This is a genomic window from Syntrophaceticus schinkii (assembly GCF_000946815.1).
GTDB classification, from domain to species: domain Bacteria; phylum Bacillota; class DSM-12270; order Thermacetogeniales; family Thermacetogeniaceae; genus Syntrophaceticus; species Syntrophaceticus schinkii.
The window spans coordinates 1-25,344 of sequence record NZ_CDRZ01000252.1 but is presented as its reverse complement, the minus strand read 5'-3'; the positions used below and the strand labels follow the sequence as shown (position 1 = coordinate 25,344).

General features: G+C 48.3%; 30 protein-coding genes. 15 read left to right on the top strand and 15 right to left on the bottom strand.

The window, feature by feature from the left end; genetic code table 11:
- The 6 genes from SSCH_RS11295 to SSCH_RS11275 all read right to left on the bottom strand — a co-directional run.
- Positions 1 to 375: transposase family protein (locus SSCH_RS11295; RefSeq protein WP_232294382.1), on the bottom strand; the 375-nt coding region annotated here is incomplete at its 3' end.
- A gap of 153 nt (positions 376 to 528) precedes the next feature.
- Positions 529 to 882: a sensor histidine kinase gene (locus tag SSCH_RS11290; protein WP_044665547.1), complete on the bottom strand. Its 354-nt coding sequence runs from the start codon at positions 880 to 882 to the stop codon at positions 529 to 531.
- Between the two features lie 434 nt (positions 883 to 1,316).
- Complete coding sequence (locus SSCH_RS22015; RefSeq protein WP_408645732.1) at positions 1,317 to 1,439, bottom strand: hypothetical protein; 123 nt, start codon at positions 1,437 to 1,439, stop codon at positions 1,317 to 1,319.
- Between the two features lie 4 nt (positions 1,440 to 1,443).
- Positions 1,444 to 1,704: a LytR/AlgR family response regulator transcription factor gene (locus tag SSCH_RS19420; protein WP_044664224.1), complete on the bottom strand. Its 261-nt coding sequence runs from the start codon at positions 1,702 to 1,704 to the stop codon at positions 1,444 to 1,446.
- Positions 1,705 to 1,807: 103 nt separating this feature from the next.
- Complete coding sequence (locus tag SSCH_RS19415; RefSeq protein ID WP_198142416.1) at positions 1,808 to 2,128, bottom strand: LytR/AlgR family response regulator transcription factor; 321 nt, start codon at positions 2,126 to 2,128, stop codon at positions 1,808 to 1,810.
- A 134-nt stretch (positions 2,129 to 2,262) separates the two neighbouring features.
- Positions 2,263 to 2,658: a DUF4277 domain-containing protein gene (locus SSCH_RS11275; protein ID WP_044665545.1), complete on the bottom strand. Its 396-nt coding sequence runs from the start codon at positions 2,656 to 2,658 to the stop codon at positions 2,263 to 2,265.
- A 148-nt stretch (positions 2,659 to 2,806) separates the two neighbouring features.
- On the opposite strand from SSCH_RS11275, the gene SSCH_RS11270 reads away from it, so the two are divergent.
- On the top strand, positions 2,807 to 2,947 hold the full coding sequence (locus SSCH_RS11270; RefSeq protein ID WP_156972254.1) for a hypothetical protein: 141 nt from the start codon (positions 2,807 to 2,809) through the stop codon (positions 2,945 to 2,947).
- Here the strand turns inward: SSCH_RS11270 and SSCH_RS11265 are convergent.
- From SSCH_RS11265 to SSCH_RS11240, 7 genes are all read right to left on the bottom strand, one after another.
- The gene (locus SSCH_RS11265) at positions 2,944 to 3,825 is read right to left on the bottom strand and encodes an NAD(P)/FAD-dependent oxidoreductase (protein ID WP_052835593.1); all 882 of its coding nucleotides are present in this window, start codon (positions 3,823 to 3,825) and stop codon (positions 2,944 to 2,946) included. The genes SSCH_RS11270 and SSCH_RS11265 overlap by 4 nt on opposite strands.
- A 51-nt stretch (positions 3,826 to 3,876) precedes the next feature.
- Entirely contained in the window at positions 3,877 to 4,134 is a 258-nt protein-coding gene (locus SSCH_RS21140; protein ID WP_269746189.1) for a DUF1786 family protein, read from the bottom strand.
- A gap of 16 nt (positions 4,135 to 4,150) precedes the next feature.
- The gene (locus SSCH_RS21135; protein WP_269746188.1) at positions 4,151 to 4,915 is read right to left on the bottom strand and encodes a DUF1786 family protein; all 765 of its coding nucleotides are present in this window, start codon (positions 4,913 to 4,915) and stop codon (positions 4,151 to 4,153) included.
- 24 nt (positions 4,916 to 4,939) lie between these two features.
- Entirely contained in the window at positions 4,940 to 5,380 is a 441-nt protein-coding gene (locus tag SSCH_RS11255; RefSeq protein WP_044665542.1) for a hypothetical protein, read from the bottom strand.
- A gap of 211 nt (positions 5,381 to 5,591) precedes the next feature.
- Entirely contained in the window at positions 5,592 to 6,455 is an 864-nt protein-coding gene (locus tag SSCH_RS11250; RefSeq protein ID WP_052835592.1) for an aminotransferase class IV, read from the bottom strand.
- The gene (gene pabB / locus SSCH_RS11245) at positions 6,434 to 7,879 is read right to left on the bottom strand and encodes an aminodeoxychorismate synthase component I (protein WP_044665541.1); all 1,446 of its coding nucleotides are present in this window, start codon (positions 7,877 to 7,879) and stop codon (positions 6,434 to 6,436) included. The genes SSCH_RS11250 and pabB overlap by 22 nt, the downstream gene beginning before the upstream one ends.
- Before the next feature lie 508 nt (positions 7,880 to 8,387).
- A complete protein-coding gene (locus SSCH_RS11240) occupies positions 8,388 to 9,377 on the bottom strand; it encodes a lysylphosphatidylglycerol synthase transmembrane domain-containing protein (RefSeq protein WP_044665540.1) in 990 nt (329 codons plus the stop codon).
- Positions 9,378 to 9,618: 241 nt separating this feature from the next.
- Between SSCH_RS11240 and SSCH_RS11235 the strand changes: the two genes are divergently transcribed.
- The 11 genes from SSCH_RS11235 (at position 9,619) to SSCH_RS11200 (ending at position 18,630) form a co-directional block, all read left to right on the top strand.
- The gene (locus tag SSCH_RS11235; RefSeq protein WP_232294381.1) at positions 9,619 to 10,053 is read left to right on the top strand and encodes an Hsp20/alpha crystallin family protein; all 435 of its coding nucleotides are present in this window, start codon (positions 9,619 to 9,621) and stop codon (positions 10,051 to 10,053) included.
- A gap of 486 nt (positions 10,054 to 10,539) precedes the next feature.
- A complete protein-coding gene (locus SSCH_RS11230) occupies positions 10,540 to 11,424 on the top strand; it encodes a class I SAM-dependent methyltransferase (protein ID WP_044665538.1) in 885 nt (294 codons plus the stop codon).
- A gap of 73 nt (positions 11,425 to 11,497) precedes the next feature.
- Positions 11,498 to 12,199 (top strand): ABC transporter substrate-binding protein, encoded by a 702-nt coding sequence (locus tag SSCH_RS21130; RefSeq protein WP_198142415.1) that lies wholly within the window; start codon positions 11,498 to 11,500, stop codon positions 12,197 to 12,199.
- Positions 12,100 to 13,119, top strand: coding sequence for an ABC transporter substrate-binding protein (locus tag SSCH_RS21125; protein WP_198142417.1), 1,020 nt, complete (start codon positions 12,100 to 12,102; stop codon positions 13,117 to 13,119). The genes SSCH_RS21130 and SSCH_RS21125 overlap by 100 nt, the downstream gene beginning before the upstream one ends.
- 55 nt (positions 13,120 to 13,174) lie before the next feature.
- The gene (locus SSCH_RS11220; protein WP_198142414.1) at positions 13,175 to 14,176 is read left to right on the top strand and encodes an ABC transporter permease; all 1,002 of its coding nucleotides are present in this window, start codon (positions 13,175 to 13,177) and stop codon (positions 14,174 to 14,176) included.
- A complete protein-coding gene (locus SSCH_RS11215) occupies positions 14,173 to 15,114 on the top strand; it encodes an ABC transporter permease (RefSeq protein ID WP_198142413.1) in 942 nt (313 codons plus the stop codon). Before SSCH_RS11220 ends, SSCH_RS11215 begins: the two co-directional genes overlap by 4 nt.
- 28 nt (positions 15,115 to 15,142) lie before the next feature.
- Complete coding sequence (locus SSCH_RS20390; RefSeq protein WP_408645730.1) at positions 15,143 to 15,358, top strand: ATP-binding cassette domain-containing protein; 216 nt, start codon at positions 15,143 to 15,145, stop codon at positions 15,356 to 15,358.
- 19 nt (positions 15,359 to 15,377) lie between these two features.
- Positions 15,378 to 16,862: an ABC transporter ATP-binding protein gene (locus SSCH_RS11210; protein ID WP_198142411.1), complete on the top strand. Its 1,485-nt coding sequence runs from the start codon at positions 15,378 to 15,380 to the stop codon at positions 16,860 to 16,862.
- Positions 16,863 to 17,250: 388 nt separating this feature from the next.
- Entirely contained in the window at positions 17,251 to 17,706 is a 456-nt protein-coding gene (locus SSCH_RS16850; protein ID WP_052835591.1) for an RNA polymerase sigma factor, read from the top strand.
- Positions 17,669 to 17,836 carry an RNA polymerase sigma factor gene (locus SSCH_RS17690; protein WP_084711123.1) on the top strand — a complete coding sequence of 56 codons (168 nt, stop codon included), beginning with the start codon at positions 17,669 to 17,671 and terminating at the stop codon, positions 17,834 to 17,836. Before SSCH_RS16850 ends, SSCH_RS17690 begins: the two co-directional genes overlap by 38 nt.
- A complete protein-coding gene (locus SSCH_RS11200) occupies positions 17,815 to 18,630 on the top strand; it encodes a zf-HC2 domain-containing protein (RefSeq protein WP_044665537.1) in 816 nt (271 codons plus the stop codon). The genes SSCH_RS17690 and SSCH_RS11200 overlap by 22 nt, the downstream gene beginning before the upstream one ends.
- A 330-nt stretch (positions 18,631 to 18,960) precedes the next feature.
- On the opposite strand, the gene ypeB is transcribed toward SSCH_RS11200, so the two are convergent.
- The gene (gene ypeB, locus SSCH_RS11195) at positions 18,961 to 20,316 is read right to left on the bottom strand and encodes a germination protein YpeB (protein WP_044665536.1); all 1,356 of its coding nucleotides are present in this window, start codon (positions 20,314 to 20,316) and stop codon (positions 18,961 to 18,963) included.
- Positions 20,317 to 20,326: 10 nt separating this feature from the next.
- On the bottom strand, positions 20,327 to 20,839 hold the full coding sequence (locus SSCH_RS11190) for a cell wall hydrolase (protein ID WP_044665535.1): 513 nt from the start codon (positions 20,837 to 20,839) through the stop codon (positions 20,327 to 20,329).
- Positions 20,840 to 21,070: 231 nt separating this feature from the next.
- Here SSCH_RS11190 and SSCH_RS11185 point away from each other — a divergent pair, with 231 nt between their 5' ends.
- The 3 genes from SSCH_RS11185 (at position 21,071) to SSCH_RS11175 (ending at position 25,262) form a co-directional block, all read left to right on the top strand.
- Entirely contained in the window at positions 21,071 to 21,967 is an 897-nt protein-coding gene (locus SSCH_RS11185; RefSeq protein ID WP_232294378.1) for a UbiA-like polyprenyltransferase, read from the top strand.
- Positions 21,968 to 22,114: 147 nt separating this feature from the next.
- Entirely contained in the window at positions 22,115 to 24,094 is a 1,980-nt protein-coding gene (locus SSCH_RS11180; protein ID WP_052835590.1) for a peptidase U32 family protein, read from the top strand.
- Positions 24,095 to 24,242: 148 nt separating this feature from the next.
- A complete protein-coding gene (locus tag SSCH_RS11175; protein ID WP_052835589.1) occupies positions 24,243 to 25,262 on the top strand; it encodes an aspartate aminotransferase family protein in 1,020 nt (339 codons plus the stop codon).
- Positions 25,263 to 25,344 lie beyond the last annotated feature (82 nt).

The window sequence follows — 25,344 nt, the reverse complement described above, 5'->3', positions numbered from 1 at the left end:
CCACGAGATGAACCGCGTTGAGAACTCCTCGGGCCGAATCACACTAAACCCTCTTTTAAGGGTCGACAATGAGGGAATTCCGTTAGGCAACGCAATATATTTCTTCAGCCATTTCTGCGTATCCGGTGCTTTAGCCCATACATGGATAAGCTCAAACTCATCGTAGCCGCAAATAATTCCGCAGGTCACGATGAATAAGATATCGGTTAATCGATGCCATATCTTCCCTTCCATTCTACTATCGTTCAATCCGCTAAAATAATCAAAAAACTTCCCTTGATATAAGCTTTCGCTCATCAGTATCCCCTCCACATATACTTCTGAGCTATAGCTTAATTCATAGTTGGTTGATTGTCCAGCAACTTTTACACCCATTTACTTCCTACATGAATTTGCCGTGCGCAACACGTCGAAATCGCGTCATGAACCGTTAGTTTTCGTGTCTTAACCGTCGATTTTTGTGCATAAAGAAATCAGCCCCCTATAAAAAAGAGGGCTGGTTATATCTTTTATATCTACAGATTAGGATTAACACTTCCAGGGAATATGAATTACAAACTCCACACCTGAATATTCTTTCGCTTCTCTCAACTCCAGCTGCCCGCCATTTCTGTCTGCAATCTGCTTGATGATGTATAACCCCAGACCGCTGTGCTCCTTCTTTGTAGTGTAGCCGGCGGCATATATTTTGTTCTGATCGCTTGGCGGAAGGGGCACACACGTATTGGATGCCTTTATCTGCAACCCTAGCTTGCTGGTTTTTATCGACAGATCTACCCTCCCTGAAGGGATGGCTGCTTCCAGGGCGTTGTCCAATAGATTGCCTGTTATCTGGGTCAGCTCCTCCGGCGATAGCGGACATACGCCTGCTTCTATGTCCACCTGCCAGTGAAAGTCTATACCGCGGTCATCAGCCTCCCTCTGCTTTACACTCAGCAGAGCGCCCAGCTAAAAGGGGAGAAAACGATTTCTTTCATGTTATATGAAAAAACAGCCCTGCCAGCAAGGCAAGGATAAATGATACGCCCCAGGACAGACCGCTCGCAGCCGCCAACCTCTCCTGCCGGTAAGATAGGCCAGAACAGCCAGTAAAAATAGGTGTACTACGGCAAATACGTTGCGCAGCACATCTGTAAAAAGAAATGGACTCCGAAATATAGAGGCAGGAGGCGGATGCCGTAGAAAAAAAGCGAGGTCAGTAAAGAGAGCAAGAGGAGGAAGAAAGGGGGTTCTTTTTTCCCCGCCAGGGAAAACAGCATGTAATACAAGAAAAGATATCCCAAAACGGAGATGCAGAAAAAAAAGAAGATCCGCGGTCATCGTGCAAACTGATCCATAAGGTCATTGAGATCATTAAGACGATCACGACTAAGCAAAGCCTGTTCACCGTAGTTCTTAAAATAAACCTCATAGTAGGAAGATCTTGAGCAATTGACCACTCGATCAATCTGCCTGATGTTGATCAGATAAGACTTGTGTGAGCGAAAAAAAACCTGTTTTCAGCCGCTCTTCAAAAGTCTTGAGGGTTTCCCGGATTGTTATCTTTTGATTCCTGGTATGAATCTGGACAAAGCGCCCCTGCTTTTCTAGATAATAAATATCATCGCAGCTTACGAATATCATCTCGTTACCCTGATTTACAGCTATCCTGGCGTTCTGAGTCCGGGAAGGAGAACCGCCGAAAGCCTCATTCGAAACTTGCATTGCCTGACGGATGCGCGCAACCGTAGTCTTTACCCGTCTCTGATCGATCGGCTTTAGGATATAGTCATAGGCGTACACTCGAAAGGCGTCGAGAGAATAGTCTTCATGAGCGGTAATGAATATCGATATATAGATCGGGTTTTATCAGGCGCAGTTTTTCCGCCAACTCGATGCCTTTCATGTCAGGCAGTTCAATATCCAGCAGGGCTAAATCCGGTTTTTGACTCTTGACCAGTTCGATAGCAGTCGCTGCGTTTTCCGACACTCCCACCAGTTGAATGCCATCCATTTTACTGAGGATAGATTTGAGCAGCAACAATACCCCTCTCTCATCGTCTGCTGCCGCAATTTTAAGCGGTCTCATGTTGATCCCCTCTTCGATGGTCAGACCCCAGCTGCAGCTTTTCTTCAATTGGTGGATCAATACTGTTATTAAGGGTTTCCTCAGAGGAGTACAATTCGTGTTTGTCGCTGCCGGGTATAGCTGAACCTTTAATCTTTGGTATTTAATTCAACAAAACAATTCCTTTGTCCTGCTATATTTATATTAATTCGCCATTAATGGATGTTATTTGCCATTGAAGCAAAGGGTCCCCCTCTTCCTGGTCGGTTCCCATAAACTATTTCGGACAGTTTATCCAGGGCACGGCCGTAGGCGTCGTCATTGAGCTGGTCTACAGTGACATCTACACCGTCAAAGAGTAGTTTTATGTCCAGCTTTGACCAGAATTCTTCCACTCTCCAGAGGGGTTTACGGCCGCAGAAGATGCAGACGATCAAACTTTCTATGAGCAACCCCGGTGAGATTTTGGATTTATCTTGATCCCATTGGACCATCTGGTTAACCATTTCACCGATCTTTGCTGTGCGACAGAGTGTGGTGATTACTGGGACAGCCCCCGGGCTTACTGTTGTGATGCAGGGCATTTCAAAGGTTTTATTGTTATTTTTCATCCTTTTTACATCCATTAATGGTATCTAGAGGTATATTCGCGTTTTGTTTTAAATATTTTCGGTTTTATTCATTTATTTTATTAATTCTTGATAACCAGTTAATGACATGCGGAGCGCCGGATCAAAAAAAGCATCAACGGTAAAAGTTGTGGGTGATATTTTTACGGCTGCCGAAAAGATAGCCAGCCCTTTCCGGGTAGATGTAATCCTGCTGGAAGAAGCCACATTATCATTGAAGAAAAAAATATACAGCCAGGGTGTGATTGGTGTAGCACTTCCCCCTTATTAAGCCTTTCTGTCCAGATAGCGTACAGCGCTGAGAGCAGCGGTAAGCCCCTCTCCAACAGCCTTTCCGATCTGGTAGGGCTTGCCTGTGCAGTCCCCTGCTGCAAAAACCCCCGCAATGTTTGTCTCCATCATTCTGTTGACAACGATGGAACCTTCTGTAATCTGTAGCCCGGGGATTAACTGCTCGGTCGGGGCAACTTCTCTGATGATAAAAACCCCTGCTACCGGGAGCTTTCCGTCGGGCAGGGCTATCCCTTCCACCCGCTGATCACCCAATATGCCCAGGGGTTTAATCTTGTGCACCTCTACTTTTGAGTCGAACTTTATTTCTCCCCTGTAGGAGGGGAAGTAATGCACCTTGCTGCAGATTTCTGCCAGGAAATTCACTTCCTCTTCTGCCTCCGGTGTTTCCCCGATCACAGCCACTTCCTTCCCTCGATAGATAGGGCCATCACAGGTGGCACAGTATCCCAGGCCGCGCCCCAGCAGTTCTTTTTCGCCAGAGAGAAGTCGCGCCTGCTGGATTCCTGTTGCTAAAATAACCGCTCGCGAGCTGTAAAGCCGGTTGTCGCGAGTCATTACTGTAAATTCATCCCCTGAATAGCCGTCCCCGGGATAGATAGTTTCCACTCGTCCCGCCTCCAGCACAGCGCCCATCCCTACGGCATGGTCACGGAATTTCTTCATCAATTCTTTTCCGGAGATTTCCGGAAACCCCAGGTAATTTTTAATCTCAGGGGCCTTGATGAGCCGCTCCGAACCCCCTTCCAAACCCAGGATAAGGACGCTTTTCTGCCTGATGCGGCCATTTACCGCAGCCCCCAACCCAGCAGGGCCTGATCCTACGATAAGAAGATCCCATAAAGTATCAGAGCTCAAAAGAAACACCTCCAAATAGTGGTTGGTGGTTAATCGTAAGTCGTTGGAAAATTATTGGTATTCCTTGACTGCTGCTACGAGGCCGAAGCTTCCGCTGAGCATCATGTCACCGTAGGGGACGGCGAAATAGCCTAAATCTTCTGCCTTGTGGCGCTGGGGGCCTGTAATGGCTATAAAATCAAAACACTCTGCTGGCGGGGCATCGGGAAGGATGGCACAACCGTGCCCCCAATCATTGTAGACCTCTTCATTGGTCACCTCACCCCGTACAAAGCGGTGCAGGTAATCATCGAGTTTATCACGTGTCAATGAACCGGTATGGTGTTCAAAGATCCCCCAGATCGCGCTCTCCCTTTAAAAGAGCTGCCAGTGTATGCTGGTTACCCACATTGACCACCAAAACACCATCCTCCTGGCGGCTGCCCACAACAGGATCCAGCAGGGCACCCCTTATTGCAGCTGCACCTGTGTCCATCACAAATGCCCCCGGGACATCCTCCTGCACTGCCAGCATCCTCGTCAAATATGAAGGAACATTATCTCTATAAATCAGGTCACTCAGGCGCCCCTCACTTTTTAGGAATCTTTCCCAGTGCTCAAAACGGAACTTCCGGTTGCTCCTGCCGATGATTTCTCCATGGTCCTGCACTGCTACTGCGACCACATCAGGTAGAGAAACATCAAAAAAAGATAATGCCTTACCTAACCTATCCAAATCCATGTCACGAAGCTCAATTTTCTCGCAGTCATTATTGGGAAGTCCATCTACGATCTCCACCCCCATCGACTCCACCTCACGCGGATCATCCCTCACTGTTTTAGCAGCAGCGGAGGTAGCATAAACGTGCAGACCTGCAGCAAGGTGGTTTTTCATAGCTTTCACAGATGACCCGCCCCCCATCAGATGCCCGGCCAAAAAGATATCCTTACCTGCAGCTGTAGCCCTGGCGATCTTTCCGGCCACCATGCTTGTCGCAGAAGGGATCACCAGCTTGACACAGTTTTCTACAGGTATCCCATCCTCATACAGGAGAATATCCTGGGTTCCTGCTCCAATATCTACCGCTAATATACGCCCATTGGATCTCAAAAGCAGCCGCCTCCTCTTCTTAAGTTAAAACTTGCAGTAATCGAAAATACGCTCTCCGATCTTTGCTCTGCGAAAAGTGATATCATGAAAAACCCTCTGCTTAATCTGTTCTGAATCCCCCTGGTAGCGCTCCATAAGGCCAAAACATAAATCCCAAAAGGATGAAAAAGTCTTTAAGGATGCTCCAAATTGAGTATAGATATACCTGCCCTTATCAGTTATCTGCAGACAATTCTTCGTTTCTTCAATAAGCTTCTCTGTTTTCAAATCATCGAGGATCCGCTGTAGACTGCTGCTATAAGCACCTGTTCGCCTTCTTACAAAATCGTAAAATGCAAGAGTCTGCTCCTCACTGCTGGCAGCACTCACCAGAAAAAGCAGGTTATGTATCACTGCTGCAGATTGGAATTGGTAACACATCAGCAGGCGCAAAATCAGCAGATGCCGTACTGTGTAAAGGATCAAAGTTGTGCAACTCCCCACTGCTCAGGCAACCCATCCCTCAAAAAACAACCTGATATGGTCTGCTGCTGTCCGTAGTTCACTGCCTTGTGGGTTGTTTGGGTTTATTGTTTGCAGGAAATCGCATACTTGATGGATGGCTATACCTGGTTTCAATTGCCGGATGTTCCCGACAATTCTATGATCTCTTTTCGGTAATTTCTTCTTATAGATATTAATTTCCTGCCAGCATGGATAATATTATATCTTTTGCAGCTCCTGGCGCAGCATCTGTGATAACGGACCGGGGCCGCCTTTCCCTACAGGCTTCCCATTGAATGAAACCAACGGCATCACCCCCAGCCAGGGAGTTCGTCAAAAAGGATTCCTCCGCCCTGCGGAAATCCTGTGGGTAAACCTTTCCCTGGAAAGCAGTAACCCCCAAGCTTTCAGCCAGTGCCAGGACCTGAGCGCGCATGATCCCAGGCAGCAGACCACATTCAGGATGTGGTGTCACCAGTTTTCCATTAATAACAAGAAAGACATTGCTGGTCGTACCCTCAGCGATCTCCCCCATGTAGTTGCAGAAAATGCCCTCATCTGCTCCTGCGATAGAAGTTTCCACCCTTCCCAGGACATTTTCTAAACAGTTGAGAGATTTCAGCTGTACAAGTGGTGAAAGGTGGCTGCGGGGAAAACTGATCAGACAGGCCTTGAACCCCCTTTCATAAGATTCTTCAGGGTATGGCTCCCCTGTATACCCGGTTACCACAACAGTCGCTGTGCTGTCGCACGGAGGAAGCAGCCCTCTACCCGAAGATTCCCCCCTGGTTACTGTCAGCCGCAGGACACCGGTTTCCAGCAGTGCAGAGACCTCCCGAACCCCAGTGCATATCTCTTCATGAGGGAAGGAAATACCCAATACAGCACACCCGTTACGAAGCCGTGCCAGGTGCTCCTTCCAGTAAAGGGGTTGGCCACTCCGCAGGCGCATTGTTTCAAATAACCCGTCTCCATAGAGAAAACCCCTTTCCTGTACACCCAGCGAAGGCTTTGCAGGCTCGACAAACTTACCGTTTACCCAGGCAATACCTGACATACTTTCACCTCTCCATCACAGCCCAATGCATCCAGAAGGGCGCGTGCCTTGTCTATAGTCTCCCAGTACTCTGCATCAGGCTCAGAACCGTCGGTAATACCCCCTCCCACCTGGAAGTAAGCGGTTCCATCCTTAATAATAAAGGTCCTGATCACAATACTTAAATCGACATTCCCATCAAAGCCCAGGTAGCCGATGGAACCCGTGTAAATCCCCCTTTTCACAGGTTCCAATTCTTCAATAACATCCATCGAGCGGATTTTTGGGGTTCCTGTAATTGAACCCCCTGGAAAGGCAGCCAACAATAGATCGATGACATCCTTATCCTGTGCCAGCTCTCCCCGCACTGTTGATACCAGATGAAAAACTGTCGGGTACTCTTCCAGGCAGAACAACTCCGGTACTTCCACACTCCCGCGGCTGCACACCCTCTCCAGTTCTCTGTGTACTAGATTGGTGATCATGGCCAGCTCGGCATGGTCTTTATCACTTTGTAATAGTTCTGTACGCAGCCGCATATCTTCCAGGGGATCCCTTCCTCTGGGCCGTGTCCCCTTGATCGGCCTGGTTTCGATGTAACAGTCATTTATTTTAATAAAACGCTCAGGAGACGCGCTGGCTATATCCAGTTCCGGATAATGAAGGTAGGCAGCAAAGGGAGCCGGATTGATCTCACGCAGGCGCAAAAATAGCTGCCAGGGCTTTTCCTGCAGCCTGCAAGAAAAGCGCTGAGTGAGATTGGCCACTAAAATATCACCTGCTCTGATATAATCCTTTACCCTCTGTACAGCTGCACAGTAAGAATCATAAGTAAAGTGCCCGTAGATCTTCGGCTGTTCTCTGACTACACATTTTCCAGATGCATCCTCTCCGGATATACCCTTGCCAGAGCCGTCTATTCCACTATACACGATATTCTCCAATTCATCCAGACGCTGCCTGGCCCGCAAGAAAGCCCTCTCTCCCTGTTCCGGCAGCCCTGTAGAGGTTAGGAACATCTTATTATGACGGTTGTCCCAGATTACCAACCGGTCATAAAAACCCAGGTAACAGTCAGGCAGCCCCAGGTCATCCACTGCCATCTGCGGAAGATTTTCAATCTGCCGGCCCAGGTCATAAGCAAAGTATCCAAAAGCCCCAGCAGCTACAGGAATGCGGAGGTCGCCTGTGATGTGGAATCTTTTCATAAGTTCTCGCAATATCCGGAAGGGATCGCCTTTCTGTTCCCTCCAACTGCCGCCTTCAAAAACTGCCATTTCCCCTCCCTTGCATCTAAAAACAAGAAAGGGATCACTTCCCATCAGTGAATAGCGTCCCAGACGCTCGGAATCCATCCCACTGTCCAGAAAGAAACTGTACGGCCGTTCCCGAAAAGATTCGAAAACCCTAACCGGTTCACTGTAAGATACTTCCGTAATAATCAAGGTTGGGCACCCCCTTACTGATAAGAATTCGTTTCCCTTTCAATTCAGCGCACGACTTACAGATACAAAAATCCTGCATCATCCGGGTAATGATCCTACAAAAACACAGCACTACCCCCCTATAGATTTGATATGATGAAAAAAACCAGTACAAATGTACTGGTTCGCATCCCAATTATTCGCGTCTTTGTGTCTGCCCCGAGGTGTCAGATATGTAGTTGTTATGATATAGATTTTCATAAATTGCGATAATTGTCAAGCAGTCTGATCATGTTCTCTTCCCTATAAACAGCCTTCTATACGGGCATACCAATGTTTCCCTGTATTTCCTTTGTAAGCCTATATCGATCTCGTATTTTACACTTCTCTCGCCTTTCCCTGGAGCCGTACAACCAGAAACTGTCATTCACCCCCGCCATATTATTTCTTTCTTACTATCTGCAGCAATGGCGGGCCGGTGATACAGCACAGTATTCTATGGAACTTGGAATTTGGAACCTGGAGTCTCTCATTCTTTGTTAACCAACCTGAGCCCCACAAAACCCATCATAAAGGGAAGCCAAACGCTGATTCCTCGATAGACGAAGATCCCCAGGGCAGCGGTTTCCAGCGGCACTCCCAGGGAGACAAAAGCGGCGGTCATCACCGGTTCCACCACCCCGATGCCAGAGGGGGTGATCGATATGATTACAAAAAGAATGCCGACACTGTAACCCGCAAGCAGCCTTCCCAGGGGGAGTGTATAGTGAAATGCTTGAAATATCGACCAGAGGGTAGCAATATTACACAACTCAATACAAAGGGCATGCCCCACCGCCCTGCTGAGGCCACGGGGATACTGTGCCACAAGGCGCACACTCTCCACAAGACCTTTGGCGAAGGATACAGCCTTTTCCTGGTCGATTTCTTTTTTAAAGTATTTTTTCACTTTGGGCTGAAGCCACCTGCTGATGCTCGCCGCAATCTTCGGTGGCATTTCCGGGCGGCGCAAAGCGAGGATAATCAGCCCTACCTGTAAACTGATCAAGGCCAACAGAAGCAGTGCTGCAATGATACTATAAACAGTTAGATTACCACACCACAGAAGATAACCAAGCCCTACAACCAGCACCAGGGAGAAAGCGAAATAGGTAAGCATAAAAAAGACATAATTGATCATAATCGCTCTGGCGAAAGATATTCCCTTGCGCACAGCATCATGGATAATCACCGCTGTTCCGGTAAGCATCCCCCCAGGGGCGATGATTCCCACAAAAGATGTCGCCAAAACCAGAGTAATCAGCCTTTTAAATCTTTCAGGCACATCAAAAAACCGATAAAGGGCATGATACACGCCGGCGCGGTTAACAATTACCAGGACCTGTGCCACAACAGCTGCCACAACCCAATACCAAAGACCGGCCTGCAGTGTAGCCAACAGCCGCGCACCTTCCGTAAAGTGCATAATCCCAAACAGAGAACCCAGAAGTATAATAAGTGCGATTACCAAAAGGCGCACTCTGTCTCACCCTCTTTTTATCAACAACATCAAACAACATCATTATAATACAACCACTGGTTGTCTGGCACTGTTAACAGAAGATTTTGGCAAAGTTGAGTGTCCTGCTTGCCCCTGAAAGCCTCTGCCACTGTTAACATATAATGCCACCGGATTTATTGATGAAAAGGCTTGAATTAGGCAATAATTTGTATAAGTGCAGATAAGTACAATCATAAAAAGGGATGGTACAATGTCACTCATGCGGCGAGACTACTGGAGGGAAATGAATCCCATGCGGGAAACCATCAACAGCTTTTTTGATGATCTCTTAACACGACGGCTGCCTGCAATCTCAGGCTGGGGAGAGTGGAAACCCTCCATCGACCTGCTTGACAATGGTGCAGAATATGTGATCATGGCGGATCTACCAGGTTACACACCTGAAAATGTCAAAATCACAGTACAGGAGAATACTATCCAGCTAAGTGGAAAAGTTCAGGAGGAAAAGGACACCACAGAAGGGGATTTTCAAGTCAAAGAGCGCAGCTTCGGAACATTCTCCCGCTCCATTCCCCTTCCCACCCAGATCAAACCAGAAGAAGCAACAGCCAAATTTAAAAACGGTGTCCTGGAAATCACCCTCCCAAAAGTAGATGTCCCTACAGGGCGCATCCTGGATATAGAAACAGGATAATGGATCAGTGGATCAGGGGGACGGTTCTTCTGATCCATTCTTCTGATCCATTTTCAGCCTGCAGAGCAATCACTTTTTCCAACGACTAACCACCTACCACCAACCACCAAACTGGTACGGTTTTCTTGATTTTTTTGCGGGTTTTTGCTGATGTTAAGGGAACAAAAGGGAATAATTTAAGTCTGAACCCTCTTTACTAATAGATGAGAAATATTCTCATGTCTATTGGTGCAGCAGGAGATTAGGTGTTAATGTCGAAATAATTATGCTGAACCATGAAGGTTCCTTTTTACTGAGTTGATTTTAACTGGCTGAAAAAGCAGTACATCTGAAAGGAAAAGCAAAAACCATATATGACCTTTAACAGGGCCATGAAGTCCCTTTTCCCACCTGAAGGTAAGGATTAGGTTTCATGGCTTTTTCCTTTTCAATTGGAGGTGGTGATTAGATCCAGTTCACTGTTATGTAAAGAGGAGGGAGATAGATTTGCAGTTATTCCCTGCGGGAAGCTCTGAATTTTGGATCAATCTTTGGGAAGAGGCGCAGCACCGCTCACCGATGAGAAAGAGACGCCGCCGTACAGAAACAGAGATGATTGAAATGTGGAACCGCCGAGCCAAAGAGTTTGCTAAATTTGCCACAAAAGATGGGGGGCAGAAAAGGCGACAAAGAGTGCTCGATTTTCTAGAACAAGAAGGCGCTCTTCAAGAAGGATTTAAGGTACTCGATATAGGGGCAGGACCAGGCAATTTTGCCATCCCTATGGCCCGTATCGCCAGTCAGGTCACTGCCCTGGAGCCGGCATCAGAAATGGTCAAAATCCTCCAGGAAAGGGCAGCTGCGGAGCAACTGGAGAACATCAAGATCATGCAGCGCACCTGGCAGGATGTTGATGTTGAAAAAGAGGGTTTCGGACAGTTTGATTTGGTTTTCGCATCGATGACACCCGGGGTACAGGACCCGGAAACACTGGATAAAATGATCAAGGCCTCAAGGGGTTACTGTTATCTAAGCGGTTTTTCCGGGCGCCGCTGGGGCGAGGCCTACCGTGAACTCTGGCAGCTATTTTACAATGAGGATATGGGGGACAGCCCCAGTGATGTAATTTATCCCTTTGGACTGCTATATTCCATGGGCTACCGGCCCAATTTGCGATTTACTAAGCAGCAATGGCAACACGAACACACGATAGAGGAGGCAACAGAAAACATCCTGAAATTTTTCGAAAGCTATATGGATATATCTGCCGGGGCCAAAAAAGAAATAGAAGACTATGTGTTAAAGCATGCCGAAAACGGTATCTTTCGCCAGGAGGTCAACGGCTGCTCGGGAATGATGGTGTGGCGGATTAATGATGATGTAGCGGATTAATAATACCGTAATGAGGTAATGATGATGTGGCGGATTATCTGCCAGCTAATTAGTAATTATAGGAGGTGGCATAATGCCAAAAAAACGATCACTCACTTTGGTCATTTCACTGCTAGTCTTGCTGACTTTCTCCTGCGGCCTTCTTTACGGCTGCAAGAGCGATAAGGCAAAAGAAACCAGTAAGACCGAGGGAAAGAAAACCGCTGATGTGATTAAACTGGCGGGTGGGGACTATGGTTATCTGACCCCCTATGCACATTACCCAAGGGGGCCGGGGATCTTTAAAATGCGCTTGATTTTTGACAGCCTGTTGGAAAGGGATGAAAAAGGTTATATTAACTGGCTTGCTGAAAAATACGAGATCAAAGAGAACGGAAAACAGTATCTGTTTACAATCAGAGACGGTGTGAAATGGCATGATGGTGAACCATTAACTGCTGAGGATGTAAAATTTTCCTTTGAATATGCCATTAAACACCCGATGGTTTCCTCCACAATTTCCGAAAAAGACATAGAGAAAGTAGAGGAAGTTGGGGACCGGCAGGTTATGGTTACTGTGAAGAAGCCCAGTGCTGTCATGCTCAGCAATCTCGGAACATCACGGATTATTCCCAAGCATATTTGGGAAAAGGTAGACAACCCAAAGGAATTCCTAGATAAGGAAGCTGTGATCGGCTGTGGCCCCTACGTGCTTACAGACTACAGCAAAGAACATGGAACCTACCGCCTGGAGGCATTCAAAGACTACTGGGGCCCAAGCAGAGGGTCAAAGTAATCGAGTTCATACCGGTCAGCGAGGGAATCCTGGCTTTTGAGCAAGGAGAAGTAGATATGACCGGGGTTACTCCCGATGTACTGCAGCGTTTTGAAAAGGATCCCGATTGCAAAATCGTCAAAGCCCCGGCATTTTGGGGATACCGCATGTTATTCAACATGGGTGAAACTGCGGTTTTCCAAGAAAAAGAACTGCGGCAAGCTTTTTGCTATGCCATGGATAAACAAAACATGATCGATAAAGTGCAGCGTGGTGCAGGTGTACCAGGATGTGCCGGTATCCTACCCCCGGACCATGTCATGTATAATTCCAAGGCTAAACAGTACGACCATAATCCCAAACAAGCCGAAGAACTGCTGGTAAAATTGGGCTATGACAAATTGGAAAATGGAGTACGCGTCAATAGCAAAGGTGAGAAGCTTTCCTTTAACCTGCTCGTGGGCGGTGAAGTGAGGTTAGCAGAAATAATCAAGGAACACTTGGGTAAGGTGGGTATCGAAGTCACCGTGCAGAGTGTTGACGGAAAAACCAGGGATGCCCGGGTCCAGGATAACAAGTACCAGCTAGCGATCACGGGACACGGGGGTTGGGGTAATGACGCCGATTATTTACGTGAACGCTTCAGCTCTGAAAAAAAGGCCGGTGGAGGTATCTCACCTAACCTGATGAGGTTTAAGGGATACAGCAACCCCGAGCTAAGCGAGCTTTTAGAAAAACAGTTTGAAACCATTGATGAAAATGAGCGGAAGAAGCAAATTTTCAAAGCACAAGAGCTGCTGGCTGAAGATGTCCCAGAAATCCCTATTTACTACACTACAGGTTATACCGTATACAAACCGGCAAAGTATGATGGCTGGATGTTCATGTTCGACCACCACTCCTTAGAACACAGCAAGCTGTCTTATTTGGAAAGAAACTAAGACAGATGGTTAGAAGTTAATGTAAGTTGTTTATCCAGAGGGGGTTTGATCTGTTTTGAAAGGTTTGAGGGGCGCTAAACTGGGTGAATACCTTTTAACAATATTGGTCGTTGTCACCCTCAACTTTTTACTGCCCCGGGCTATGCCCGGGGACCCCTTTCTTTTTCTCTCTGGGGAAAACACAGGAGATCTGGTGGTCCCCTATTCTGAGGAACAAAGGGAATACTACCTGGAATTTTACGGGTTAAACAAACCTGTGGTCAGCCAGTACTTTTCTTACTTGTCAGAGCTTTGCCGAGGAAACCTGGGATTCAGCCTCTACTATAATGCACCTGTGAGCAGTATTATACTAAACCGGCTGGTCTGGACAATTTTTCTTGTGCTCGCAGCGGTGCTTTTCAGCACACTGATCGGGGTAGCCCTGGGGTGTATTTCTGCATGGTATCGGGAAAAATGGGTAGATAAATCCCTATATACTTTGATGATCACCATCTCAGAAATCCCGGCCTTTTTACTCGGCCTGGTACTGCTCTTTACCTTGGCTGCGGGGTTAGGACTGTTTCCCCTATCAGGCGCAATGACTCATTTTGCCGACTACCGGCACTGGTGGGACAAGGCATATGATATATTGCACCACGCATTCCTTCCCGTCACTGCTCTGGTCATCGCTCGTCTGGGTGGTATGTACCTTTTATCAAGAAACAGCATGACTACTGTACTGGCGAAAGATTATATCCGCACAGCTCAAGCAAAAGGGCTTCAAAAAAAGCGGATCATCTACCGCCATGCTCTAAAGAATGCTCTGCTTCCCATTGTGACACGTATATTTTTAAGCATCGGCGGCATGGTGGGAGGAGCCATCCTGGTAGAAAACGTTTTTGCCTATCCTGGTCTAGGACTCCTCATGCGGCAGTCGGTAATGTATCATGATTATCCGTTGATCCAGGGCATTTTTCTTGTAGTAACAATCTTTGTTTTGATAGCTAACTTCACCGCAGACCTGGTATACGGCAAACTCGACCCGCGTGTCGCCCAATTAGGGGTGGCACAAAAATGAGCAAGAAAAGCATTCAGTTTGATGCACAAGATGTTTCCCTGTCTAAGCTTGATGTAATTACCAATAAAAACCCATCCTGGGTTCAAAGGGCACGAATGAAAACTACCGGTTTGATAAATAGTTTTTCCCCTTCCGGGAAAATAGGGCTTGCACTGTTAGGTTTGATTTTTCTAATGGCCTTGCTGGCCCCCTGGATTTCTATCCACCCGCATCGTGTTTCTTCAGGGCCACCCCTCATACCACCGTCATGGCCACACTTTTTGGGTACTGATGAACTGGGTGTCGATCTCTGGGCACAAATTTGCCACGGTGCAAGAGTCAGCCTGCTGGTAGGAATTAGCACAGCTCTATTGGCCGGTTTCGTCGGAGGAACAGCAGGAATAGTTGCAGGATACATCGGTGGTTGGGTGGATAAGGTGATGATGCGGTTGGTCGATATCATGATCGTTCTGCCTGACCTGCCGGTGATGATTGTAATGGCGGCATTTTTTGGACCCAGCCTGTTTAATATCATCATGGTGCTGGCGCTCTTCTCCTGGGTTTCTCCTGCGCGGATCGTGAGGTCACAGGTGCTGATGCTTAAAGAACAAAGCTATATCAAAGCAGCGGAAATTTACGGTGCCAGTCCCTGGTATCTTTTATGGAAACATTTTCTCCCGGAGGTGTTTCCCCTGCTGGCAGTCAATATGATCAGGCTCACCGGGAGGGCGATCGTTGCCGAAGCCGGGCTTTCCTTTTTGGGATTAGGGGATCCCACTTCAAAAAGCTGGGGATTGATCATCCACCACGCTACCAGTTTCAGGGGGATATATTACACCGACTTCTGGAAGTGGTGGCTGTTTTTCCCCTGGCTGTTCTTGACTTTAATGGTTGTTTCCCTGGCTTTTATCAGCCGCGATCTGGAGCGCCTTGCTGACCCCCGCCTAGGAAAATCTTAAAAAAAGCTTAAGAGGAGATCTATGATGAGTGCGGAAAAACCCTTGCTTCACATTAGAAACCTGTCAGTTACTTACATGGCTGCAAACCCACCGGTTACAGCGGTTTCCGATATCTCTCTACAAGTTAAACAAGGGGAGGAGTTTGGGGATAATCGGGGAATCGGGGTGTGGAAAATCTACTCTGGCTTTATCCATTATGAGGCTGCTTAAAGATGTGCGCACTGAGGGGGAAATTTTTTTTTGAGGGTGTAAATCTACTTGATTTGCCTGAACAAGAAATCAGAAAACGCCGTTGGAATAAAATAGCTCTTGTCTTTCAGAACTCCCTTGAAGTACTCAATCCTGTGCTTACAATTGCCGAACAGATCGGAGAACCTATCTGGACTCATGAACAATTAACAGCTGAAGAAAGCGACCAACGAATTATCAATGTTTTAAATATGGTCGGCCTGGACCCCGACTGGCGAACCGCTTACCCCCACCAACTCTCCGGTGGAATGAGGCAACGCGTGCTGCTGGCCATGGCTCTGATCTGTGAACCTGAGTTATTGATCGTCGATGAACCCACTACAGCTTTGGATGCAGCCAGCAAAAATGAGATTTTTCAACTTTTGCAAAACCTGCAAAAACAGTTGGGCTTTGCTATGATCTTGATCTCACATGATGTGGCTTTTGTTTCCCAGCTCACCTCCCTGGTGATGACCATGTACTCTGGACAGGTGGTAGAGTACGGCAGAACATCTGATGTGCTGAAAAACCCCATGCACTGTTACACCAGAGGGCTGCTTAATTCCTCACCCCAGTTCTTCAAATACAAGGATCTCTGGGGTATCAGCGGAGAACCGCCGGGGGAAGGCAGTCCGCCACAGGGCTGCCCCTTTAAACCCCGCTGCTGCCAGTCATCGGAAAGCTGTGAGGAATCCAGGCCGGAACTGCGCTATGTCGCACTGGAGCGCCAGGTGGCCTGCCACAAGGGAGGGATTGAAACCTTCCTCAAGGCAGAAGGCATAAAAAGAAGCTACAGGGTCGGTCAAAAGGTTATTGAAGCAGTAAGGGGTGCCGACCTGGAGATCAGGAGCGGTGAGGTGGTCGCCCTGGTTGGTGAGTCTGGTTCGGGCAAGTCAACCCTGGCTCATACCCTGGTAGGGGTTCTCCCTGCTGATGAGGGCAGTGTTTTTTTTCGGGGGAAAAAGGTGGAAAACCACTGGGCCACCAGGATGATCGGGGGTATGCAGATCATCTTTCAGGATCCCTTTTCAGCCACCAGCCACAGAATGCAGGTACTGGATGTGGTCAAAGAACCCCTGGATATCATAAAATGGAAAAGCACAGAGGAGCGGAATGAGGCAGCATGCAGAGCACTGCAGGCAGTACGACTTCCCATGACCCTGGATTTTTTACAGCGCTACTGCTACAGCTTGAGCGGCGGCCAGAGGCAGCGGGTGGCCATTGCCAGAGCCCTGGTCACCAAACCAAATTTGGTAATCGCCGATGAAATCACCTCTATGCTCGACCCCTCCAATCAGGCTAATATCCTGCGTGAATTGAAAGGACTCCAAAACAAGTTCGGCTTTGCCATGCTCTACATCACCCACGAACTGCACCTGGCTCGCAAGGTTTCCGATAAGGTTTATGTAATGCATGAAGGTGAGATCGTGGAAAAGGGCAGTTCCAGCGATATCTTTGAAAAGCCGGAGCACCTTTATACAAAGCAGCTGTTTAAGGAGGCCTTCAGTACAAGCGGTTAACCGATAAGGCATCATACAATTCATTCCCCTTTTTTTCACAGCGGATTATTCCGCTGTTTTTTTTGGATCACGGGGACGGTTTTTCTGATCCACTTATCAGGTAATCTCTTTCCAGCCATCTCAATAAAAACAACAAAGCAAGCCTGCCCCGGAGAAGAACTGTTGCAGGTGTTATCGGAAACAAAGGGGAATAATTAACATTGACCCCTTTAAGGGGTAACAGTCACTTAGTATCAATCGGTAGATGACAGTCACCTGGAAATACCTGAATAATCAGGCGATTCCAGCCTGCCCCCAACAGGGGTGACTTAAATAAACAAATTAGATGTAAGTTCTGTGAGGCTCCAGCGTAGTTAATATAGAGCCAATTCCGGAAGAGGCGAAATATGTGAAGGAAGAGATAACCGATCAGGAACTGGTGCAGCGAACACTGGCAGGTGATCTGGATGCCTTTGAGGAGATTGTGATTCGCTACCAGCAGGCGGTCTTCGGGGTGGTCTTCCGCCTTTTGAGAAATCAAGAAGAGGCCGAAGATATTGCTCAGGAGAGCTTTATTAAGTGCTACCATAACCTTGACAAGTTTGATCAAGGGCGGCCCTTTGCACCCTGGATCTGCCGGATCGCCGGCAACCTGGCCCTGAGCAGACTCCGCCAACTTAAAAGACGCCGATTTCTACCCTGGGAGCAGGTCTCCTTCCAAGTCGCAGACATAAATGCTGTGGACCCGGTTGCATCGTTGGAAGAAAATGAGATAAAACAAGAGGTTGCCGATTACATAAAAAAAACTAAAACCTCTCGACCAGCTTGTGGTTATTCTTCACTATTACAAGGATTTCAGCTATGACGAAATAGCTTACATAATGCAGACAAAACGCAATACTATAGAAGTCCGTTTATGCCGCGCCCGCAAGAAGCTGCGCCAGATGTTTGAGCAAAACCAGGAGGTGGAAAAATGCTCACCTGCAGGGAAATAGAAGGGCTCCTGGATCTCTATATCGATCAAGAACTTGACCCTTTGACAAGGGAACGCTGTACACAGCATCTACGCCGGTGTTCCCAATGTAGGGCACTGCTTCAGTCAAGAGAACAGGAAGCGGAAGTGATCCGCGGCGGTTTCCCGGTGCCGGAGTTGACCTCGGGGTTCACTAAAAGGGTTATGGCCAAACTATCCACAAGCCCCACAAGCCGCAAACAAGAATCACGAACATGGTCTACCAATATCATGAAAAAGCCCTGGATCACACCGGTCATCGCAGCAGCACTGTTAGTCTTTGTTGTCTATGGGGTGTATTCCACCGGCCTTTTCCCCATTTCAAAGCAGGAAAGAATGGGTGCGCCAGAGCCTTACATCCAACATGACAACATGACAGATAGCGGCTACCCTGACCAGCAGGATACACTTGAGAAGCAGCATACACTTGAGAATCATGTAGGATCCAAAGCCCTCTTCTCACCAATCCCTGATTTTACACCCGGCTATTTACCCCCTGGTTTTATCCAGGAAGGTGCCTCTGTATCGGGCAGTCCAACCGGGGAAGAGTCTGAAGAATCAGTCGTCTATACTTATCACAACCATCAAACAGGCGCCTATATAAACCTGGAGATCTCCAGGAATAGTTACGGCACACGGGCAGCAGATAAAGAACCTGCCATCGACACTGAAGAGGTATCCTTTTTTGCGGAGAAGGAAGGCCAGCATTACCTGTTGAGGCTTACAAGTAATATTTCTTTAGAAGAACTGAAAAAAGTGGCGAATTCTATAAAATAGCTACCCGATCCAACCCGGTGAACTTGAGGTAGATGCCAATGTTACTGTAGTCTTTCACATTAAGTAATTATGAAAGAAGCACCAATAACAGCACCTATAACCAAGTGTTCCCAGGTGGCAGTAACCTGGGAACACTTGCCTTTTGACCTGCCATAGGAACCGTCCCCGCGGCGTGTAACCCGTTGGCTAAACCTTGCCGGTGGGATTCCCACCCACTAAGTGTCACGACCTGGCTTGGTCGCTCCCGTCCCCTGTCACCACTCCCGCTAAATGAGACGCGGGAACCGTCCCCGTGGCGGGCTCCCCGTGGCGGGCACTTTCCGCGTCACGCTACAGCACCAGCGTACCATAGGATGTCTTGAGCAGTTTGAAAATGCGCTCTTCATTTCCATTCAGGGCATTTATGTAAACCAGGAAGGTGTCTCCCTTCATCTCTGCCTTGAATTCATAGGTCAGCACCTCATGCTTACCTGCCGTGGGAATGACGGCCATCCGCTCTGCTTTTACTTTGAGTTCCGGGTTCAGCTTCTTGCGCGCCTCATCCATACTGATCTTGGCTTTGGGAAGATCTCTCTTGTGATGAGACATCAGGAAGCCCAATGCATCATAGGTCAGGACCTGCCCGTTATCCATGGCTACCAACACCTTGATCAGGTCCGGGTATATGACCACATCTCCCTGCTTGTAGGCAAAGGAAATTGTGAAAGTGTTGTTTGTTTTCATGGTATAGGTGGGCACCATGTTTTTAATACCCCTTGACTTCAAGAAGTCTTCAGCAAGTGAACTGGCCTTGGAATCGGAGATCTTGGCCTCACCAACCGTGCGTGGGTTAGTATAATAAACCACATGCCCTCCGGTTTTGGTGACATTGATTGTGATTACATCAGTTGGTTTGTTTCCGGTTCGAAACTCGAAACTGTAAGCAGGTATCTTACCACGGACAGCCTTAGCACTCTTTACATCGGAAATCTTCGTTCCTTTAAAATCAATAAAACTGCGGGCAACTTTTTGGGCCTGCTCTGCGGTGACAGCTTTACCGGTAACCCCAAGTGGTTTTGCCCGATCCAGATGGTCAGAAAAAGGGCCATCATAAATTAGAACAGGGATCTCCTGCATCTGGCTGTCTATCCGCTGAAAGGACCTGTCAGCGCCGGAAAGCGAACCCTTGGTAAGCCTCGTATCAAGTTTCGCCTTGACTTCACCCCAATGAAAAGTCCCTGTAGCTGCCTGTCGTTGTACAACACCCATTTCTCTGTTAAGAGTCTTTGCCTTCCCGTAGAGATCACGCATTATGGTGCGATCACGCTCAGTGAACTTAGTTCCCTGTTCCCGCTTGGTAATGGCATAGGCATAATCTCCAACCTGGGTCAAATACTTCGATGTCTGGGCCACCACCTGATGTGACAAGGGAAGTTGGTGCAGGTTCTCTTGGGCCGCACTTGCATTGTACCAAAGATCCGCAAAAAGGTTGTCGATGTTGCTGGGAGAACCACTGGCCAGCCCTTTGGAGAGCAGGGCCTCGACATTCTTGCTGCGCTGCATAGATTCATAAAACGCCCTGTTGTACTTGTTTTCCAATTGGGTTTCCGCTACGCGGCGCTCTTTTGCCTGGAATACACCCCACAGGGCTGCAACCCCGAAAAGAACAGCAAATGTGATAATAGCCGCATTGTATCGATTTTTCATTTTTTCCCTCCTATATTGCAAATACATGTTGCCCGATCTGTGTGATGATCTGCCGTGTCCAGATCCAGGGACCCACCGGTTTGCTTGGGTTCCAGAAAAACAGTGCCCCATAGGTGGGATCAAACCCATTCAACGCCTCTGATGCTGCACGCACCGACTCCTCTGATGGCGTACGCTGCCAGATGAGGCCATTGGACACAGACTCAAAGGCATAGGGCTCGAAGATTACACCGGAGAGGCTGTTGGGAAATGAGCTGCTGCGCATCCTGTTCATGAGGACAGCACCGACCCCCACTTTGCCCAGATATGGTTCATCCCCAGCTTCACCATGAATAACACGGGACAACAGATCCACATTGTCTGAGATGCCTTCCGGGCTGGCATCAGCAACACTTTCACTGGAATAGGCAATGGGTGCTGCATCAGGTTCCTCCTGGCGCTCGACAAAATATGCAATACAGACCAGCGCAAGGATGACGGCAACAGCAGCAGCCAAACGATACTGCGGTCTTCGTAGATCCATCAAAATAACCCCCTATTAATGCAGGAATTGTTAAACATTTATAATGTGTGGAGAAGGTTCCTATTTTATACTAAAAAACTGTATTTTTCTTATCAGAAAAGCAGGAACACAGCTGGTTTGTTTTATGATCGCCATTGGGGTCCGGTGAGATTGAACCCCGAAGGAGGAAAAACGTGCTCTACAGCGAATTTTCATGATATAAGCTTTTTTAAGGGGCGAATTACGATAGCAGTGATCGAATCCAAAATTCAAAACGGTCTTGCCAGGCTCAAATTATACGCGGACCTGGTAATGTTCAGCCACAGCCTTTTTGCCCTACCCTTCGGATTGATGGGGATGCTGCTGGCTGCCAATGGAATCCCTGAGGCGCGAACTTTTTTCTGGGTGATTGTGGCACTTGTGGGGGCACGCAATGCAGCCAATGCATTGAACCGGTTGATCGATGCCCGCTTTGATGCCTCTAACCCCAGGACTGCCCACAGGCACCTGCCTCGTGGGCTTGTTTCCGGAGGAGAGGTTCTTGCTCTCAGCATCATTGGCTTTGCCCTGCTTATGCTGGCTTCCTGGCAGCTAAACCCCCTTTGCCTGAAACTTGCCCCGGTGGCCCTTTTTCTTCTAGTGATCTATTCTTATACCAAGAGATTTACCTGGTTCTGCCACCTGGTGCTGGGCTTTTGCTGTGGTATCGCTCCTACCGCCGGCTGGCTGGCGGTTACCGGAGAATTTGCCTTTCCACCCATGCTTTTGAGTCTTGCGGTGATGTGCTGGGTGGCAGGGTTTGATATCATTTATGCCACTCAGGATGTGGAATTCGATAGAAAAGCAGGGTTGTATGCGGTTCCCGCCAAGTTCGGGGTTCCTATTGCTTTAAAGATCGCCAAGACGCTGCACCTGGCTGTAATCTTTTTCTTGCTGATGGTTCCGCTCTTTTCTGCCTTACCCCACGCCATACCCGGTGTTTTTTATTACCTGGGTGTGGCTGTGGCAGCGGGACTGCTCTGCTGGGAGCATCTGATGGTAAAACCCGATGACCTGAAACAGGTAACCACAGCTGCCTATACAGTAAACCAGATTATTGGTGTTGCCCTGTTGGCCTTTACTATCCTTGATGTGTTTATTCCAATATAAAAAGATGATTCCACTGGCAAATAGTCAATTTTCGTTCGAAGTACCACTACATATAATGAGCAACTTAACATATAACCACCATTCATCTCTGCTAACAAAAAAACAGGGCTTACACAGTTGGAATCATAAGATGGGAGAAGAAAATTAATGTCAAAAATGCACGAACCGCCCCGGGTAGAACTCCTGGCACCTGTAGGAAAATGGGATGTATTGGAGACAGTGATCAGAGCAGGAGCAGATGCCGTCTACCTGGGCGGAAAAAAATTCAATATGCGCCTGCACCGGAAGGATTTCAACCTTACCGATGAAGAGCTCCAAGAGGCAGCAATATACTGCCATGAAAAAGGAGTCAAGATCTATGTAACTGTGAACAACCTGCTCACAGGTAAGGAAACAGCGGAGCTCCCTGGCTACCTTTCTTTTCTTGAGGAGATTGCGGTAGATGGGATCATCGTCCAAGACCTAGGGGTTGTAAAGCTTGCTAAAGAAATGGGGTTGACTGTGCCCCTCCACTCCAGTGTGATGATGAACGCCCACAACCTGGAGGGTCTACAGCTGTTGGAGGAACTGGGGATCACCAGAGTGATTCTCGGCCGGGAGCTGACACTGGATGATATTAAGCTGATACACAGCAAAACATCCCTGGAACTGGAATACTTCACCCATGGTGACATGTGCTTTGCCCAGAGCAGTCAGTGCTACCACAGCGGAATGCTCTTCGGCAAAAGCAGCAACCGCGGCCGCTGCATGAAACCCTGCCGCTGGGCTTTCGAACTGGTGGACCGCCAAACCGATGAGGTGATCCCTGTCCAGGTTCCTGGTCCCTATTTTATGGCGGTAAAAGACATCAGCCTGCTCCCCTTTTTACCCGAGGTGATCGGATCCGGGATCTGTTCCCTCAAGATTGAGGGACGGATGCGTTTGGCAGAACACCTTGAGCCTCTTGTTGGCTTTTACCGGCGGAAACTGGACAAGTTTTATGAAAACCCAGCAGGCTATACCTTCGACTGGAAGGAGTACGAAAAGTTCCAGGAGATAAGGGTGCGCGACCTCAGCCCTCTGTACAGCTTCGGCAACCCGGGAGCTGCTTCTGTAGGCTATACAGGTGAACGGGAACCGCGGTTCTTCAGCCAGGCGGTGAAAGAGCCTGTAATAACCACTGAGGACTTAACACATTCCCCACTGCCTTCACCGTCTTATGTTAAAAATACCGATAAACCGTTCCTTTCTGTAAAGGTGGGCAGCAAAACCGCGGCACTGGCTGCACTGGAAAGCGGTGCTGATCTCGTTTATACCAGCGGCGAGTCCTTTATATCTCAGGACAAGCCCTGGGAAATCTCTGATTTTCCGGAACTTCTGGATAGAGCCAGGGAGTCGGGCAGTCAGTTTGTTGCCGGACTGCCGCGCATCGTCATGCCCTGGGAAATGGACAGGACACTCTACTTTTTAGAAAGAATCAAGGAAATGGATGTGGATGGCATCCTCGTCACCAATCTGGGAACAGTGTATGCTGCAGCCAAACTCACAGATCTCCCCCTTTATGCCGACTACTCCTGCAACATCGCTAACCAGCAGGCAGCGGGTTTACTCAAGGACTACCAGGTAGTACAGGTCACCGCTCCCCTGGAGTTCTGCTGTGAAGATGTTCTGGCTATGCCTGGTCAAGAACTCCCGGTAGAAGCAGTGGTTCACGGCAGCCTTCCCAGTATGATATCGGATCACTGCCTTCCCGCAGCTGTCCTGGAAGGAACCACAAAACATCAGCCCTGCAGTGGTGTCTGCCGAACAAGATTGTATGGGTTAAAGGATACCGTGGGGCAGGTGCATACCCTGGAGGTTGACCATACTTGCAGGAATCATATTTACATGGCAAATGAATTGGCCTTGCTGCCTTATCTGATTTCTTTTTATGGTGCAGGGTTTGCGGGACTCCGTCTGGAAATCCCCTTATATAAGGCAGCTGAGGTCAAGACTGTGACCAGGCTTTATCGCCAGGAAATCGATCATCTCTGGGCTGATCCCGCTGATTACACATTTCCTGAATCCAGCTGGCAGCAGTTGCTGCAGATCAATAAAGGACCCTTTGGTACAGGGCCTTATACAACAGGTGTGAAAGTTAAAGACTGATTCCACTGCAAAAAGTCATTTTTTGTTCAAGGTACCACCACATTTGTGAGCAGCTTAACCTATAACCACCGACCATAGCGGTTAGGTTACCAAATGTCAAAACAGGGTTTCCGCAATGGAATCAACAATATGTGAAGGAGAGTGTAAAATGACGGAAAAATATTGGGGGCCAGAAGAAATAGTCAAAAAGAAAAAGGAATACATTATACCGTGCCTTTATCACTTCTACCAGGAACCTGTACAGATGGTAAAAGGTGAAGGGCAGTATCTCTTTGACAGCACCGGTAGGAAATACCTTGACTTCTTTGCGGGTGTCTCAGTGATCAATGCCGGCCACTGCCACCCGGAGATCACCGAACACATCTGCCGGCAGGTGAAGACTTTACAGCATGTTTGCAACATCTACCTCACCCAGCCGATGCTGGAACTGGCGGAGAAACTGGCTGAGATCACCCCGGGCAGGCTGCAGAAGAGTTTTTTCTGCAACAGCGGCACAGAAGCCAATGAAGGTGCTCTCCTGCTGGCCAAAATCGCCACAGGCAGGAGTGAGCTTTTAGGCCTACAGGATGGGTTGTGCGGGCGCACTTATCTGACCATGAGTCTGACCGGCCTGCGCTTCTGGCGCACTGATTCAAACCCAGCGGGAGGAATCTCCTTTGTACCGAACGCTTACTGCTACCGCTGTCCATTAAACTTAAGCTATCCGGCCTGTGATATAGCCTGTGCTGAACAGGTTCGTCAGGTGATCGAAACCTCTACCTCTGGAGAAGTAGCGGCCTTGATCATCGAACCGATCCAGGGCAATGCGGGGATCGTCACCCCACCGCCGGAATACTTCCCACGCTTAAAGGAGATTTTGGATGAATACGGCGCACTGCTCATCGTTGATGAGGTTCAGAGCGGCTTCGGGCGCACCGGCAAGTGGTTTGCCATCGAAAATTGGGATGTGGAACCTGATATCATGACCATGGCCAAAGCCTTAGGAAATGGGGTTCCTATCGGTGTTTTCACAGCCCTTCCAGAGATTGCCGACCGTTACACCCGCCCAGGTGCTTCTACTTTGGGAGGGAACCCGGTCTCTATGACCGCGGGTTTGGCCACACTGGATGTCATCGAAAAGGAAGGGCTTGTCCAGAACGCAGCAAAACTGGGAGTATATCTTCGATGAGAAACTGCTGGAAACTCAAAGACCAAACACCCCTTGATCGGTGATGTGCGGCGGGAATCGGGCTGAGTGCAGGGAGCCAGAA

What these genes read in the sequence shown, in the direction of transcription:
- SSCH_RS19420 (WP_044664224.1), bottom strand. Translation starts at nt 1,704, where the DNA reads ATGCAAGTTTCGAATGAGGCTTTCGGCGGTTCTCCTTCCCGGACTCAG.
- SSCH_RS11275 (WP_044665545.1), bottom strand. Translation starts at nt 2,658, where the DNA reads ATGAAAAATAACAATAAAACCTTTGAAATGCCCTGCATCACAACAGTA.
- SSCH_RS11250 (WP_052835592.1), bottom strand. Translation starts at nt 6,455, where the DNA reads ATGTCAGGTATTGCCTGGGTAAACGGTAAGTTTGTCGAGCCTGCAAAG.
- SSCH_RS11235 (WP_232294381.1), top strand. Translation starts at nt 9,619, where the DNA reads ATGCGGCGAGACTACTGGAGGGAAATGAATCCCATGCGGGAAACCATC.
- SSCH_RS21130 (WP_198142415.1), top strand. Translation starts at nt 11,498, where the DNA reads ATGCCAAAAAAACGATCACTCACTTTGGTCATTTCACTGCTAGTCTTG.
- SSCH_RS11215 (WP_198142413.1), top strand. Translation starts at nt 14,173, where the DNA reads ATGAGCAAGAAAAGCATTCAGTTTGATGCACAAGATGTTTCCCTGTCT.
- SSCH_RS11200 (WP_044665537.1), top strand. Translation starts at nt 17,815, where the DNA reads ATGCTCACCTGCAGGGAAATAGAAGGGCTCCTGGATCTCTATATCGAT.
- ypeB (WP_044665536.1), bottom strand. Translation starts at nt 20,316, where the DNA reads ATGAAAAATCGATACAATGCGGCTATTATCACATTTGCTGTTCTTTTC.
- SSCH_RS11190 (WP_044665535.1), bottom strand. Translation starts at nt 20,839, where the DNA reads ATGGATCTACGAAGACCGCAGTATCGTTTGGCTGCTGCTGTTGCCGTC.
- SSCH_RS11180 (WP_052835590.1), top strand. Translation starts at nt 22,115, where the DNA reads ATGTCAAAAATGCACGAACCGCCCCGGGTAGAACTCCTGGCACCTGTA.
- SSCH_RS11175 (WP_052835589.1), top strand. Translation starts at nt 24,243, where the DNA reads ATGACGGAAAAATATTGGGGGCCAGAAGAAATAGTCAAAAAGAAAAAG.